Below are 14766 nucleotides of genomic sequence, written 5' to 3'. Positions count from 1 at the left end.
AGCACCTCTTAATAACTACACTTTTTCATGATTTACGACTTCCAAGCAATAGCCTTTGAAGCCACACGCTGGACATGTGAGTTTACGTGTCCGGGGTGTGTGTGGTGCTAACAACCAAGCTTTAAATTCAGGTTTAAATACGTGATGACAAGTGGGACACATGTAACTTACACTATGGTAATAAGTTTGCGTAATATAAGCTGCTGCGGCAATACTGCTTGTGATACCTAGTACTGATGGCCATACTTTTTTACGTTTGTAACTTTGATAATGTGCCATCCATTCAATGAGCGTCGCCCCTGTTGCGATACCTATCGTTTTATAAGTTAAAAATGGATAGTGTCTGTTTGATTTTAAAACGGCATCAATGTCTTTGAGCTTTGAAATAGGAGAGATACTGTCGTCATGAATCATTTTATTCATCGCTTTCATCTCCTTTAATTGTGCTTGTTTTTGATGGATGTCTTGTTCTAGCTGTTCCATATTGTCATCTAGCAACATTTTTACAGTTTTTAATGCATGTTGTTCTTCAACAATTTTAGCAATCGCACTCAATTTAAATCCCAATTTTTTTAGTAAAAGTATCGCTTTCAATTTTTGGACTTCTTCTTCACTATATTCACGATACTGATTGTCTTTCGTGAATGCTGGTTTCAAAATATTTTTTTCATCATAATACTGTAATGTGCGCGCCGATATCCCAAATAATTTGGCAAGTTCCCCTGTAGAATAACGTGCCATCATGTCACCTCCATACTTTGAATGTAATGTATCACGTCGCGTGAGGGTCAATAATTTCTTTCATAATAAATAAAAATTTTTCCGTTTCGTCGACAAAAGGTGCATGTGCGGCGTCTTGAAAGTAGTAGTACCGCTTATATCGAGACCCTAACTTTTCAAAAAAGATACGACTTTCTTCGAGGGTCGTTTGCATATCATGCACACCTTGCATAATGACAATCGGTACCCATATTTCCTGGGCAATATCTAATAAATTTGTACGCGTCATTTCTTGAGAAAGGCGCGGGGATCCAACTAAACCGCTTCGCAAAATATTTAAACGTTCGCGTAATGTATAGTGCGGTGTTTTTAAAATAACTTGAATCATTTTCAACAGCCCATACCCTCTGCTTGAAAAACCAGATTTATAACGTGCTGTGTACCAATCTCGCAATAAACGATAATATTTATTAGTGTGAAAATCATAGTCTAATCGTACTTTTTCTAACAGTTGTAACCCCTCATGGTCGCCTTCTTGGTGCGCAAACATTTTAATTTGATTTAAAATGCGATGTTCATTTTTAAGGACATGGCCTAACTGACCTACACCAATGTATGTCGCAATACATTGAGGGTACTGATGCGCCAGATGCGTACCAATAATCGTGCCAAACGAATGACACATGAGATAGACTTTTGACTGGTGTAATGTTGTCGTTAAATATTGAATTAACTGATGGGCATCTTCAACAAGCGCTTGAATGCTCGGCGCTGTGCGTACCCCGGACATGCCTGTACCCGGTTGATCCCAATACACAACCGTGTAGTATTCTGTTAAATCTACGTGATGGGCACTCATAAAAGGATATAATGGGAACCCTGGTCCTCCGTGAATGATAAGTAAGACGGGGTTTGACCAATCTCTCGATTCCATAATTATTCCATGTCGCTTACGATTAATGGTTAAATATTCTTTTTTCACTTGTTTTGAAGTGTTATGTTTCATGATAGGCTCACCGTTTCTTTTTTCTAATCCATTTTCATTATAGCCCAGAATAAAAAAAGGCGTTATGGAAATGATTCACAAACAAAGAAACCCCTCTAATTGTTATGGACATTCTTAACAATTAGAGGGATCCGATTAGTGTTTACGATATTTGTTAATTTTAATAAAGCACATCGTCATGACGACGACGCCAATGACTACTGGCACGAAGGTAAGTATACTGGAAGAAACTACACGTAATAAAATCGTGATGATGCTAGCCACTAATACACTTAATGCGCCTACGAGCCATAAATTCCATGCGGTTTGAACATGCGCTTTCGGTATTTGAGACATATCAAAATTTGCGACGAGCGCATTACACTTTGTCAAATAAATAATGAGTATCAATATTGCCACAAAAATCATAATCATGATGGATGCAACACTCGCGATATCTATGATGGTCACCTACGTTTCTTTTTTTAGTTGATTCATTTTATAAAATGCGTAGAGAGCAATAGCGGCACATATGAAAGTGAGCACACTATAGACCCATTCGTGATAAAGTATCGATGCAAATAAAAATCCTAAGCCAAAATTAACCTTAATGATATATATATACCAATATGTCCACGCACGATTGCGTGTCGCTTCTGAAAACTGGTTGAAATTCATATTGAATATCATATGATCATTTTTCTTAAGATATGCGATTGTAATATAAGCGATATTTAAAAATAACAGCACAAATACAATCAACTTCAACATGGTATACACTCCTTATGAATACAAATTATTTGATGTTAATTGATAAATATTTTGTTTCTAAATAAGGTTCAATACCTTCTATCGCGCCTTCACGTCCATAGCCACTTTCTTTCATACCACCGAATGGTGCGTTCGCTGCTGATGGCGCACCATCATTCCAACCGATAACACCGTAATCAATTTCATTATATAAATAGAGACCTGTCCGATAATCATTCGTAAAGAAGTAAGCGGCTAAGCCAAATTCGGTATCATTGGCCATTTGAATCGCGTCATCTAAATGTTGATAGCGCATCACTGGGGCAATCGGTCCAAACGTCTCTTCATGCATGCATTTCATCTGTTGATTGGCATGCGTAATAACTACCGGCTTTAAGAAATTGCCTCCGATTTTAATATCATCTAAAGAGCGTGATAACGTGGCACCATGTGTCACTGCATCTTCAATGTGATCTAAAACTTTCTCAACCGCATCTTGATTGATTAACGGTCCGACCGTAACAGAATCATCGAAACCATCGCCTACTTTCAGCGCATGAACTTTTTCGATGAGCTGTGTTTCATATTCATCTGCAATTGCTTCATGAACATAAATGCGGTTGGCACAAATACACGTTTGTCCTGCATTTCTAAACTTGGATGCAATGGTTTGATCTACTGCACGTTCAATGTCCGCATCTTTATGCACAATAATGGGTGCTAAACCACCGAGTTCCATCGTGACATTTTTTACAGTTGCTGCAGCTTGTTCGATTAACTTTTTCCCTACTGGTGTTGACCCTGTAAACGTTACTTTTTTAATATGCGGATGTTCATTAAACAACCGTCCAGCATCTTTACCACTTGCGACAATATAACTGATGACATCTTTTGGAATTCCGGCATCATGTGCGAGTTCCACAAGGCGTTTCGTCGTGAGCGGTGTTTGGACAGCGGGTTTACACACAATGGTACACCCTGCCGCTAACGCTGGAGCCATTTTTCGTGTAATCATGGCCGCAGGAAAATTCCACGGCGTAATCGCACCAACAACACCAATTGGGAATTTATCAATAATGATCTTTTTATCTGGGGTATGCGCTGGTATTGTGCGTCCATAGGTGCGTTTGGCTTCTTCGGCATACCAGTCGACATAAGACACCGCATAGTCGACTTCACCTTGTGCTTCTTTGAGTGGTTTTCCACCCTCTAATGTAATCAGACGTGCCAGTTCATCTTTGTGTTGTTTAATTAAAGATGACCAAGCCCATAATAAACGTGAACGTTCATGCGCATCCACTTTTCTCCAAGATAAAAATGCTTGATGCGCTTTGTCAATTTGCGCATTAATATCTGATTCTTGGGTATAGTCTAGCGTGTCTACGATTTCATTTGTCGATGGATTCAATACTTTTAATGTTGCCATCTCATCACCTTTTTCTTATTAGATTTTATATTGCGATGACGTCGAATACAAAAATCATTTTCATAATATTATAATTTTATCGTAACATTTTCTAAAAATTGATACACACATTTACACCATTCTATGCTAGATTAATAAAGAAACTAAAATTTAAGAAAGTAGGTCATCATTATGACAACTGCGTTACCTAATTGTCCTAGCTGTGGATCAGAATACACATACCAAGATGGCGCTTTGTATGTTTGTCCGATGTGCGCACATGAATGGACACCAGAATCTGTGGCTGAAGCAGAAGAAGCTGCCATCATCCGAGATGCCAATGGCAATGAACTTAAAGATGGGGATACTGTCGCAGTCATTCGCGACTTAAAAGTGAAAGGTGCGTCTAGCACAATTAAACAAGGAACAAAAGTGAAAAACATTAAACTTGTAGATCCTGAAGATGGACATGATATCGACTGTAAAATTCCAGGTTTTGGTCAAATTGGCTTAAAATCAGAAGTTGTTAAAAAGATTAATTAATCCATCGAACTGTCGCTCAATTTACTCCAATAAATACGCCTTCAAAGTCTCAAATGATGCACTTTGAAGGCGTATAATTTCACCTCAATATACACGTCTTTGAATCTATATATCGTTAACCAGTCAAGATCTATAGAATTAACACCTTTGTTTAAGATCGATTGATTAGTTGATATAAGCGGTAACATAGTGGCATGATTGGTTTGACAAAATCACCAATAAACTCTTCAACGTGCGCATTAAATCCTTCTTTAAAACGTTGCACACCGTAATCTTCTGCATTCTCTGAGAAATCGCCCGTAATCCCATAAAAATTATAGCGATTGATGCCATAGTTTTTGGCAAATTGAATCATTTCCCATTGTAAGCGGTATGCCCCCATATACGCATTATATTTAGGGTTTGATCCACTTGAAAGGTAATATACTTCATGGTCATTATAAATATAGACAGCGGCTGCTAAATCGAGCACCTCACCATCTGATGCGATACGCGCTTGTGTCTCTTTTATTTTCTTTTGTTGACTCGCAACCTGTTGTTGCAGTTGTTGATATTTATTTTTCGTTTTTTTCGAATTACTATTTTCTGCTAAAACAACTTCTGCTTCAGTTAGTTGTTGATTTAATTCGTCCAAACGGTCTTCATACGCGGTTAGTAACTTATTCAAATCAATATAAGCTAACTTCAGCATGATGCGCTCACCGTAGATATCTTGTAACTGCTCGAAATATGCCAAATCACGGAACTTAAAGCCGTGTTTTTCTTCAGCCATACGAAATAATTTGAAAAAACGTTCTGTCTCTTCATATGGAAGCGTCATAACTTCGACACCCATTTCATATGTCTTTTTAATGTTACGTCGCGTTTGATAGCCCATTTCTTTTAGTAATGCATCAATTGACTTATCTTTTAAGTCTAGGACCGACAACCACCGGATTTGACTTGAAGTTGAATAGCCTACTGGATAGCCTTGATGTTCATAACCGAGTTTATGCATTACTTGAATGAGTGTTTGGTTATCATAAGATTTTATAATATTCCCTTTCGCATCTCTAATATTTTCTAACCAATACGGGTCAGTCAATACATATAAACAGCGTTGTTTTTTTAAATATGTAGTTAAATGATGATAGAAAAATTGCACAAGTGTAAGGTTATTAAAATCCATGATTGGTCCACGCTGAGTGTAAAAATATTTAAAAAACTTTAAGCATCGTGCTTCTGTTAAAAGACACGCAGCAATAATATTTTGTTGATCATCTTTAACACCAACTAGATGCGCGACCCCTTGTCTTTCTCGGAATAAATAATGTGGCACAGATTGTGTATAATGTGAAAAATGTGCTTGTGCAAATGTTTCGAATTCTTCCGACGTTAACGTAACAAATTGCATCTTTCAAACGTCCCTTCTTTTGATGTTTCCTACGGCATGAAAGTATCTCCCTGGTGTTCAAACCCCTTACCGTTTTACAATATTATAACATTTACAACTTAACATGACACATATATTTATGAGACATTCGAATAATAAATATAATTAATATGTTCACATAGTGAATTATTCAATGGAGTGAATACGTTTTAAGCCTTTTGTTTTCACACTACTATTTCAAGAAAGTCTGAACGATAATTTTTATATTTGTATCACATAAAAAACGGGTTGCATCAACAACCCGTTTCACTCAATCATTATTTATCAAATTCTTCTTTTACCGCTTCAATCGCTTGATCAAAGTCACCGTTCGTCGTTAAGGATACGCTCGCTAGGAAGCTCCCTTCAACGATAGGTGCCGAGACTTTTTCAATGCGATATTGCCCTGCATACATTTCAATCGCCATATCAAGATTCATTTCTGCTGAACCAATATCAAAGAAACACATTGCATCGTTTTCAAGTTGCGCCAACACATCTGATATTGCATCAAATGAAGTTCCAATTTCTCCATCCGCACCGCCAATAGCGACAACATCCACGTCTGGAGACATTTGACCTAACAGCTCTTTCGTACCTTCAGCAATTTTTTCACTATGACTTACTATAATTAAACTCGTCATATTAATCCTCTCCAATCAGCGCGTTTAAGATATAGACACTACTTTGAGCACCCGGATCAACATGGCCTTTAGAATCTTCTTTAAAGTATGCGGCACGCCCTTTTGTTGCCACTAAATCTTTCGTATCATCCGCATAGCTTTGAAGTGTTTCAAGTGTCACTGTCTCACCATTTTCCACTGCTTTTTGTGCTCGATGTATCACATCATACATTGTCTTTTCGCCGCCTGATACTTTTCCACGTGCTGCAATCGCTTCTGAAAATGCCGTTAATAGCGCCACAAGACCTTCATGATCAATATCATCTTTCGCAACTTGTGCCATCTTTACAAAGCTAAAACCATAAAGCGGACCAGAAGCACCGCCAATATTCGACATTAATGTCATACCCGTAGATTTTAAAATGCTTTCGACTGATTGATCGTCCAATTTATCTTTTAACGCTTCAAACCCACGCAACATATTTACACCATGGTCACCGTCACCGATCGCACGATCTAGTTCAGTTAAATGTGCTTCTTCATTTTTGAAAGTTGTTGCTAAGTCAAGTAAACGTGTTTTTAATTGTTGTGCATTCATCTGGATGTCCTCCTTAATTATTAAAATAATGACTCGTAGTTGGTGCGTTTAACGCTTCCACGATGCCTTGATCAAACGGCGCTACTGTAAGTGAAAAGCCTTGCATATCTAGAGACGTCATATAATCGCCAATAAACCAGCGTTTCACTGTTTTCCCTTTTTCTTCAAAAACCTCTGATACATATTTCGTCACAATATTAAGTTCAGACAGTGGCGTGCCTCCCATACCGTTGACCATAACAATTAAATCTGTTGCATCAACTTCAGTCTCTAATTTATTAATTAAACGCGTTACAATGTCCTGAATCGGTTCTACATGCGTACGTTCTAATCCTTTCTCACCGTGAATGCCGATACCAATTTCCATGTCAGTATCGTCTATATCAAAGCCATACTGTCCTGTTGTTGGCACAGCAGGTGGTGTCAGTGCCATGCCAATAGAACGTACACCTTCTAAAAAGGCTTCTACTTTTTCTTTAATATCTGTTAAATTGACACCATTATCAGATAAATAACCGGCATATTTATGAACAAGCACTGTACCCGCTACACCACGACGTTGTTCTACCGTATCTATAGCAATATCATCTCGTACAATGACTGTTTCGACTTGAATTCCTTCCATTTCAGCCATTTCTTGTGCCATTTCGAAGTTCATTACATCGCCTGCATAGTTTTTAACAATTAACAATACGCCATCGCCATTATCAACAGCTTTAATTGCTTCTAACACTTTATCTGGCGTGGGAGACGTAAAGACTTCGCCACATACCGCAGCATCCAACATCCCTTCAGCCACAAAACCAGCATGTGCGGGTTCATGACCACTGCCGCCACCAGAAACTAAAGCGACACCCGATTGTTTTTTAGATTGACGTACAACGACTGTATCCGCCACGATATCCAACTCGGGGTGGGTGATTTTTAAACCGTCGAGCATGTCTTGTAAAAAATGTGTTTTCTCTTGAATCAGTTTTTTCATTATGATCACCTCATTGGGAATAGCGAATCATTCCCAGTTTTGTTAATGTTTCCAAAATCATTATAACGCATAATGAAACCGTAACTCACGCCAAACCCTTTACTATATTTTAAAAGTAAATACACAAGGCGTAATTCAAAAAAGAGACGGTATTATAAAATAATCATCTCTCACTGTATTCAAACCATCTTTCTCACGTTCTAATCGAATTTTAATCCCTTCCTGCATCCCAATCGTTTATTCTGTTAAATTAACAATTCATGTTCATTTTGCGCATTTACCAAATAATCAATCCATCATTTTTAACACTTTGTGTATGTACATCTTTCCATTAGAATAAATACATATTAATGGGCATTAAAAAAATATAATTATTTTAAAAAAGTTTATTGACAATAATATTGCCACTCACTATGATTAAATTACACGTAACCGCTTTCATTTCGTTTGATATAGTTTTTATTTTTTAAATTAGGAGGTAGAATATGGCAAACTTTTTAAAACCCGCTAGACACATTGATCCACTGCCAGCAAATCAAGTCGACGATACATATAAGAAGCTGAGATTTCAAGTCTTTCTTGGAATATTTCTCGGTTACGCGGGCTATTATTTATTAAGAAAAAACTTTTCACTTGCTATGCCGGCATTAATCGAGGAGGGTTTCAGTAAAGCTGAACTTGGCTTCGCACTATCTGCTATCTCCATCGCATACGGTTTTAGTAAATTTGTGATGGGGACAGTCAGTGACCGAAGCAATGCAAGGATATTTTTAACACTTGGACTTGTATTATCCGCTATTGTGAATCTATTAATGGGATTCATTCCTGCTTTAACTTCAAGCATTTCTATTATGTTTATACTATTATTCTTAAACGGATGGTTCCAAGGTATGGGATGGCCACCATCAGGTCGTGTGCTTGTACATTGGTTTAGTGTGAGTGAACGTGGTAGTAAAACCGCTATTTGGAACGTTGCCCATAATGTAGGTGGCGGTTTAATGGCCCCTATCGCACTTGCTGGTGTTGCATTGACAAGCACTTTATCATTTGGCTATTTAAAAGGCTTTGAAGGCGTCTTTATTTATCCAGCACTTATCGCATTAATCGTTGCCTTTTTCTCATATTTACTCGTTCGTGATACCCCTCAATCGATGGGCTTACCCCCAATTGAACATTATCGTCATGACTATCCAAGTCATTCACATGAAACGTTAGAAGTAGAACTGACGACTAAAGAAATCTTATTTCATTACGTCTTAAATAATAAATGGGTGTGGATGATCGCAGTCGCAAACATTTTTGTTTATTTTGTTCGTTACGGCGTTTTAGATTGGGCACCTACATTTTTAAGCGAAGCGAAAGGATTTGATTTAAAAGCATCTGGTTGGGCATATTTCCTTTATGAATGGGCAGGTATTCCTGGGACATTACTATGTGGCTACATTTCAGATAAAGTGTTTAAAGGTCGTCGTGGCCCCGCAGGATTTATTTTTATGTTAGGCGTAACGATAGCCGTTATTGTATATTGGTTAAATCCACCAGGAAATCCATGGATCGACAACATGGCATTAATCGCAATTGGATTCTTAATTTATGGTCCAGTAATGTTAATTGGTCTCCAAGCATTAGATTATGTGCCTAAAAAAGCAGCAGGAACAGCTGCTGGCTTAACTGGATTATTCGGTTATCTAGGCGGTGCAGTAATGGCAAATATCATTATGGGTATTGTCGTTGATGGCTACGGTTGGAATGCTGGCTTCATTTTATTAACCGTTATCAGTATACTCGCTATGGTGAGCTTTATTTTCACTTGGAATAAACGTGGTCAAGAAGTTGTAAAATCTTAATTCACGTTTCCCCTACTTAAACATTAAACGTGTATAACAAAAGCCTTCAACATTCATATCGCGATGAATGTTGAAGGCTATTTTTATGCGCGTACGTCGTGTACGCATCTATGTCTATGATTTTAAATCGTTTAAATAACTGTGACCAAATTCTGGTAGTTTCACGCCGAAGTTATCGGCAATTGTGGCTCCAATTGAACTGAACGTCGTATCGCCATCGAGCGCATGACCTTCTTTGAATTTTGGGCTATACCATAGTACTGGAATGTATTCACGTGTGTGATCTGTACCTTCAGCTGTTGGGTCATTTCCATGGTCTGCTGTAATGATTAATAAATCATCTTCACGCATGTGGCCAAATAATTCAGGTAAGCGATCATCAAAATCTTTTATCGCTTGGGCGTAACCTGGTTTGTCTCGGCGATGACCATATAATGCGTCAAAATCGACTAAGTTTAAAAAGCTTAAACCTTTAAAGTCTTTTTGGACGATTTTCATTAATTGGTCCATACCGTCCATGTTACTTTTCGTACGGACAGCTTCAGTGACCCCTTCGCCATCATAGATGTCATTAATTTTACCAATCGCAATAACGTCATAACCGTCATCTTTCAATGCATTCATGACCGTCGCGCCAAATGGTTTTAACGCATAGTCATGACGGTTACTTGTACGCGTAAAGTTGCCTGGCTCACCCACGTATGGGCGTGCGATAATACGACCGATTAAATATTTCGGATCTTTTGTGAGTTCACGAACTTTTTCGCAAATGTCATACAGTTCTTCTAAAGGAATGATATCTTCGTGTGCTGCGATTTGAAGCACAGGGTCTGCCGACGTATAGACAATTAAGTCTCCTGTCTTCATTTGATGTTCGCCCCACTCATCGATAATTTGTGTACCGGATGCTGGGCGGTTTGCGACTACTTTACGACCTGTCATCGCTTCAATCTCTTGAATAAGTTCCTCTGGAAAACCGTCTGGGTAGACTTTAAACGGCTGCATGATATTTAAACCCATCATTTCCCAGTGCCCTGTCATTGTATCTTTTCCGACTGAGGCTTCACTCAACTTATGATAGTACGCCATTGGATGGTCCACTCGGTCGATGACCGGTAAAGCATCGATGTTACCGAGCCCAAGTTTTTCTAAGTTGGGTAAGGATTGATCAAAACCTTCTAACGTATGACGGAGTGTATGTGACCCTTCGTCACCAAATTTGTGGGCATCAGGCGCTTCACCAATTCCCACAGAGTCCATTACGATTAAATGTACACGGTTAAATGTTGCCATTGTAACCCCTCCTTATGTCTGATGCTTGCTTAGTAATCTGAATCGGATTCTAAACCTTGCATAATTTGAACGCCAGCACTTGCACCGATACGTGTCGCACCTGCATCAATCATTGCTTTAAAATCATCTAAATTACGTACACCGCCGGACGCTTTCACTTCAAGTGCATCGCCTACTGTTTCTTTCATTAACTTTACGTCTGCGACTGTTGCGCCACCCCCTGCGAATCCTGTAGATGTTTTCACAAATGTCGCTTGCGCAGCTTTTGATAATTCACATGCTTTCACTTTCTCGTCATCTGTTAATAATGTCGTCTCAATAATGACTTTAACTGTTTTTCCTTGTGCAGCTTTTACGACAGCTTCGATGTCTTTTTGAACATCATCATAACGACCGTCTTTTAATGCGCCGATGTTGATCACCATATCAATTTCATCAGCCCCATTGTCAATTGCGTTTGTCGTTTCGAACGCTTTTACTTCAGGTGTATTCGCACCTAATGGGAACCCAATAACCGTACATACTAAGACATCTGAATCTGCCAATTTCTCATGGGCATACGCAACATGTGTAGGATTAACGCAAATAGATTTAAAGTGATAATTTTTTGCCTCTTCAATAATGTTGTCGATTTGTGCACGTGTCGACTCCGGTTTTAAAAGTGTATGATCAATATATTTTTCAAAATTCATAAACGTTGCTCCTTTTTCTTTATTTCGTCATATATATTATACAATGCCCACTATTAAAAAACGATTATTTCTACTTTCCATAGGGCGTTAAACATGACTCAATTAAAAGACATGAGAGAATCATTTTTTTATTTTTCAGAAAAGTCATTGAATTTAGATTTATTCCATGCTAGTATGGAAACATCTTTTTAAAAACACTTTAACATGGTAGAGAGTGAAAGCGAGGTGTTTCTATGACAAATGCTGTCATCCAACAAAAAATAAATGAACTTAACTTTTTACAACAAGCCGAAATGCATGGCTTTAAGATTATTGATACTGACTTTATTGAAACGTTAAATTGGACGCAATTATCCAAAGATGACTTGCGACAAATGAACGAACGCTCAGTATGGCAAAATGAAACCACACTTTATGCATTGCGTAATGATTTTACCGATCAATTAAAACGCTATTATTCCATCTATCAAAGGCATCATGATTTAATCGCATATAGTGGTCCTATCGCACGACACCACAGGGTCGTCACCCATCTTGGATTAGAATGTTATGAGCCGACGATTCAACATATTCAACAGGCATATACATTTTTCAAATCTTATATCGAGACCGTTTTACACGAGCGTATCGATTATGTCGTGCTTGGCCATTTTGAATTGATTCAACTCTTGTTAGGTCCAAAAGCTGAAAATCACACATTACTCAATCTATTGGAACAACGCAACATTTCAGAGCTTACATCACAATTAAGTGTGTCACATCCACTTGTTCAATTACTCAATATGCCTACACACGTAGGAATCGATCACTTACACACATTGTATCCTGAAGATCATCGCATTTTGCAAAGTTTAACGCGATGGACAACTTTCTTAAAACAAATAGGGATAGAAGACATTCATCTCGATATCACACCTCAGCCACCACGTTCGTATTATACGGGAACGTTTATTAAAAGTTATTTATCTAGTGGCAAAGTGTTATCAGGTGGTTACTATTGTGACGATCTTGAAGGATTTGGACTCGGACTCACACTAGATGAAAAGGAGGAACATGAATGCTCACGATAGCGCTTGCCAAAGGACGACTGTTGAAAAGTTTTATTGCTTTTTTAGAGGAAAATGGTAATACCACGCTCGCAGAACAATTGAACGCTCGCGGGCGGGCATTACAGCTTGTCACTAAGCATTATCGTTTTTTATTTGTAAAAGGTCCTGACGTGCCGCAATATGTCGAACAAGGTAATGCAGATATTGGCATTACTGGAAGCGACATATTAAATGAAACGTCTTATGATGTGAATCAACTGCTCGCTCTTCCTTTTGGACACTGTCACTTAGCAGTTGCTGCTTTCGATGACACCAACACTTATCGCAAAATCGCAACTTCTTATCCTGTTGCTGCTGCAACGTATTTTAAAGAAACGGGTCGTGATGTTTCGATTATCCAATTATCAGGTTCGATCGAACTGGCGTGTGTGATTGGGATGGTCGATGCAATTGTTGACATCGTTCAAACTGGAAACACCTTAAAGTCAAACGGTTTAGTTGAAAAAGAACATATTCAGGATATTCAAGCACAACTCATTACAAATCGCCAAAGTTTTTTCAAAGTATCTCAAGAAATCGATGCATTTATTCAAATGTTGGGGGTGTCACGTATTGCTTATTAGCGCACAATCTTTTTTACAACAACTGCACTCAAATGATTCATTTAATGAAAATATTCACACTACAGTTTCACGTATATGTGAACACGTTAAACAAGAGGGAGATCGTGCTTTAGAGATTTATACAAAACAGTTTGATGGGCACGTACCTACTTCATGGGAAGTCCCACCACACGAACTAAAAGCTGCGTATGACACACTTGACTCTGATCTACGTCAAGCCCTCGAACATAGCTATGATCGTATTGCACGTTATCAATCCAGTATCCGTTATGCCAATGGTGATGCGTCCCGTGAGATATATGAAACATATCATCCTTTAAAACGGATAGGCATTTACGTTCCAGGTGGCAAAGCAAGTTATCCTTCTACAGTCTTGATGACCGCAACCCTTGCTAAAGTGGCAGGCGTTACTGACATTATCGTTGTTACCCCACCCCAAAATGGCAAAATCGCCAAAAGCGTATTGGCCGCATGTTGGATTACGGGTGTTACACGTGTATTTCAAGTCGGTGGTGCTCAAAGTATCGCCGCACTCGCATATGGCACAGAAACAATTCCTAAAGTCGATAAGATTGTTGGTCCCGGTAATCAATATGTTGCTTACGCCAAAAAATATGTGTACGGTGATGTCGGTATTGATCAAATTGCTGGACCAAGTGAAATTGCCATTATTATCGATACATCCTGCAACTTAGAAGATGTTACGTATGATATTTTCGCGCAAGCAGAACACGATGAATTAGCACGTACATTCGTTATTTCAGAAGATAAAGTCTTACTCAAAGAATTGGAACAGCACATTCAAAATACGTTAACTGGCGCTGCACGGCACACTATTTTATCTGAAAGTTTGAACAAACATCATTACTTAATTCATACAGAAAGCTTTGCAGAGAGTTGTCATGTGTTAAACGAGATTGCGCCCGAACATGCGTCCATACAAACGACGTCACCGAAACAATATGTGCCATATATTCATTATGTCGGCAGTTTATTTTTAGGGCGTTGGTCTCCTGAAGCTATCGGCGATTATATCGCTGGACCAAGTCACGTTTTACCTACTAATGGGACGGCACGATTTCAACACGGTTTAAGTGTCAATGACTTTTTAACTAAACACACAGTCATTCAGTTGACCAAAGAGACATATCATCATACGTACCAAGATGCAGCATTATTAGCGCATGAGGAAGCACTTTTCAACCATCAACGTTCATTATTCATTCGACAAAAGAGGTGATTGCG

The 14766-nt window shown here is 38.5% G+C and carries 16 protein-coding genes; 5 read left to right on the top strand and 11 right to left on the bottom strand.

The genetic code is table 11. The annotated features are described in order from the left end of the window. Positions 1-15: 15 nt before the first annotated feature. From SHYC_RS01715 to SHYC_RS01695, 5 genes are all read right to left on the bottom strand, one after another. Positions 16-741 (bottom strand): MerR family transcriptional regulator, encoded by a 726-nt coding sequence (locus tag SHYC_RS01715; protein ID WP_039643951.1) that lies wholly within the window; start codon positions 739-741, stop codon positions 16-18. 31 nt (positions 742-772) lie between these two features. Then, positions 773-1726 carry an alpha/beta hydrolase gene (locus SHYC_RS01710; protein WP_039643949.1) on the bottom strand — a complete coding sequence of 318 codons (954 nt, stop codon included), beginning with the start codon at positions 1724-1726 and terminating at the stop codon, positions 773-775. A 135-nt stretch (positions 1727-1861) separates the two neighbouring features. Then, positions 1862-2140 (bottom strand): hypothetical protein, encoded by a 279-nt coding sequence (locus SHYC_RS01705; RefSeq protein ID WP_158484623.1) that lies wholly within the window; start codon positions 2138-2140, stop codon positions 1862-1864. A gap of 36 nt (positions 2141-2176) precedes the next feature. Then, positions 2177-2476 carry a hypothetical protein gene (locus tag SHYC_RS01700; protein WP_039643944.1) on the bottom strand — a complete coding sequence of 100 codons (300 nt, stop codon included), beginning with the start codon at positions 2474-2476 and terminating at the stop codon, positions 2177-2179. Positions 2477-2501: 25 nt separating this feature from the next. Beyond that, positions 2502-3881 carry an NAD-dependent succinate-semialdehyde dehydrogenase gene (locus tag SHYC_RS01695; protein WP_039643942.1) on the bottom strand — a complete coding sequence of 460 codons (1380 nt, stop codon included), beginning with the start codon at positions 3879-3881 and terminating at the stop codon, positions 2502-2504. A gap of 171 nt (positions 3882-4052) precedes the next feature. Here SHYC_RS01695 and SHYC_RS01690 point away from each other — a divergent pair, with 171 nt between their 5' ends. Continuing rightward, on the top strand, positions 4053-4403 hold the full coding sequence (locus SHYC_RS01690; RefSeq protein WP_039643940.1) for a zinc ribbon domain-containing protein YjdM: 351 nt from the start codon (positions 4053-4055) through the stop codon (positions 4401-4403). A 151-nt stretch (positions 4404-4554) separates the two neighbouring features. On the opposite strand, the gene SHYC_RS01685 is transcribed toward SHYC_RS01690, so the two are convergent. The 4 genes from SHYC_RS01685 to dhaK form a co-directional block, all read right to left on the bottom strand. Next, positions 4555-5796, bottom strand: a complete 1242-nt coding sequence (locus tag SHYC_RS01685) for an aminoacyltransferase (RefSeq protein WP_039643939.1) — start codon at positions 5794-5796, stop codon at positions 4555-4557. Positions 5797-6092: 296 nt separating this feature from the next. Beyond that, on the bottom strand, positions 6093-6458 hold the full coding sequence (dhaM, locus tag SHYC_RS01680; RefSeq protein ID WP_039643937.1) for a dihydroxyacetone kinase phosphoryl donor subunit DhaM: 366 nt from the start codon (positions 6456-6458) through the stop codon (positions 6093-6095). 1 nt (position 6459) lies between these two features. Then, complete coding sequence (dhaL, locus tag SHYC_RS01675) at positions 6460-7035, bottom strand: dihydroxyacetone kinase subunit DhaL (protein WP_039643934.1); 576 nt, start codon at positions 7033-7035, stop codon at positions 6460-6462. Between the two features lie 13 nt (positions 7036-7048). Further along, complete coding sequence (gene dhaK, locus SHYC_RS01670) at positions 7049-8017, bottom strand: dihydroxyacetone kinase subunit DhaK (protein ID WP_039643932.1); 969 nt, start codon at positions 8015-8017, stop codon at positions 7049-7051. Between the two features lie 485 nt (positions 8018-8502). On the opposite strand from dhaK, the gene glpT reads away from it, so the two are divergent. Beyond that, the gene (gene glpT / locus SHYC_RS01665; RefSeq protein WP_039643930.1) at positions 8503-9864 is read left to right on the top strand and encodes a glycerol-3-phosphate transporter; all 1362 of its coding nucleotides are present in this window, start codon (positions 8503-8505) and stop codon (positions 9862-9864) included. A 114-nt stretch (positions 9865-9978) separates the two neighbouring features. On the opposite strand, the gene deoB is transcribed toward glpT, so the two are convergent. Then, entirely contained in the window at positions 9979-11157 is a 1179-nt protein-coding gene (deoB, locus tag SHYC_RS01660; protein WP_039643928.1) for a phosphopentomutase, read from the bottom strand. Between the two features lie 29 nt (positions 11158-11186). Beyond that, positions 11187-11849 carry a deoxyribose-phosphate aldolase gene (gene deoC, locus SHYC_RS01655; protein WP_039643612.1) on the bottom strand — a complete coding sequence of 221 codons (663 nt, stop codon included), beginning with the start codon at positions 11847-11849 and terminating at the stop codon, positions 11187-11189. Between the two features lie 233 nt (positions 11850-12082). Between deoC and SHYC_RS01650 the strand changes: the two genes are divergently transcribed. The 3 genes from SHYC_RS01650 to hisD are packed head-to-tail and all read left to right on the top strand — an operon-like array spanning position 12083 to position 14761. Continuing rightward, positions 12083-12919: an ATP phosphoribosyltransferase regulatory subunit gene (locus SHYC_RS01650; protein ID WP_039643926.1), complete on the top strand. Its 837-nt coding sequence runs from the start codon at positions 12083-12085 to the stop codon at positions 12917-12919. After that, a complete protein-coding gene (gene hisG, locus SHYC_RS01645; RefSeq protein ID WP_039643924.1) occupies positions 12907-13521 on the top strand; it encodes an ATP phosphoribosyltransferase in 615 nt (204 codons plus the stop codon). The genes SHYC_RS01650 and hisG overlap by 13 nt, the downstream gene beginning before the upstream one ends. Beyond that, positions 13478-14761 carry a histidinol dehydrogenase gene (gene hisD, locus SHYC_RS01640; RefSeq protein ID WP_197708978.1) on the top strand — a complete coding sequence of 428 codons (1284 nt, stop codon included), beginning with the start codon at positions 13478-13480 and terminating at the stop codon, positions 14759-14761. The genes hisG and hisD overlap by 44 nt, the downstream gene beginning before the upstream one ends. Positions 14762-14766: the final 5 nt, after the last annotated feature.

Origin of the sequence: Staphylococcus hyicus (genome assembly GCF_000816085.1) — a bacterium.
GTDB classification, from domain to species: Bacteria; Bacillota; Bacilli; order Staphylococcales; family Staphylococcaceae; genus Staphylococcus; species Staphylococcus hyicus.
The sequence above is the reverse complement of the archived record's forward strand: the minus strand, read 5'-3'. Positions and strand labels throughout refer to the sequence as shown.

Excerpts from the sequence above, each read along its gene's own strand:
- SHYC_RS01715 (WP_039643951.1), bottom strand. The coding sequence starts at position 741 with ATGGCACGTTATTCTACAGGGGAACTTGCCAAATTATTTGGGATATCG.
- SHYC_RS01710 (WP_039643949.1), bottom strand. The coding sequence starts at position 1,726 with ATGAAACATAACACTTCAAAACAAGTGAAAAAAGAATATTTAACCATT.
- SHYC_RS01705 (WP_158484623.1), bottom strand. The coding sequence starts at position 2,140 with ATGATTATGATTTTTGTGGCAATATTGATACTCATTATTTATTTGACA.
- SHYC_RS01700 (WP_039643944.1), bottom strand. The coding sequence starts at position 2,476 with ATGTTGAAGTTGATTGTATTTGTGCTGTTATTTTTAAATATCGCTTAT.
- SHYC_RS01695 (WP_039643942.1), bottom strand. The coding sequence starts at position 3,881 with ATGGCAACATTAAAAGTATTGAATCCATCGACAAATGAAATCGTAGAC.
- SHYC_RS01690 (WP_039643940.1), top strand. The coding sequence starts at position 4,053 with ATGACAACTGCGTTACCTAATTGTCCTAGCTGTGGATCAGAATACACA.
- SHYC_RS01685 (WP_039643939.1), bottom strand. The coding sequence starts at position 5,796 with ATGCAATTTGTTACGTTAACGTCGGAAGAATTCGAAACATTTGCACAA.
- dhaM (WP_039643937.1), bottom strand. The coding sequence starts at position 6,458 with ATGACGAGTTTAATTATAGTAAGTCATAGTGAAAAAATTGCTGAAGGT.
- dhaL (WP_039643934.1), bottom strand. The coding sequence starts at position 7,035 with ATGAATGCACAACAATTAAAAACACGTTTACTTGACTTAGCAACAACT.
- dhaK (WP_039643932.1), bottom strand. The coding sequence starts at position 8,017 with ATGAAAAAACTGATTCAAGAGAAAACACATTTTTTACAAGACATGCTC.
- glpT (WP_039643930.1), top strand. The coding sequence starts at position 8,503 with ATGGCAAACTTTTTAAAACCCGCTAGACACATTGATCCACTGCCAGCA.
- deoB (WP_039643928.1), bottom strand. The coding sequence starts at position 11,157 with ATGGCAACATTTAACCGTGTACATTTAATCGTAATGGACTCTGTGGGA.
- deoC (WP_039643612.1), bottom strand. The coding sequence starts at position 11,849 with ATGAATTTTGAAAAATATATTGATCATACACTTTTAAAACCGGAGTCG.
- SHYC_RS01650 (WP_039643926.1), top strand. The coding sequence starts at position 12,083 with ATGACAAATGCTGTCATCCAACAAAAAATAAATGAACTTAACTTTTTA.
- hisG (WP_039643924.1), top strand. The coding sequence starts at position 12,907 with ATGCTCACGATAGCGCTTGCCAAAGGACGACTGTTGAAAAGTTTTATT.
- hisD (WP_197708978.1), top strand. The coding sequence starts at position 13,478 with ATGCATTTATTCAAATGTTGGGGGTGTCACGTATTGCTTATTAGCGCA.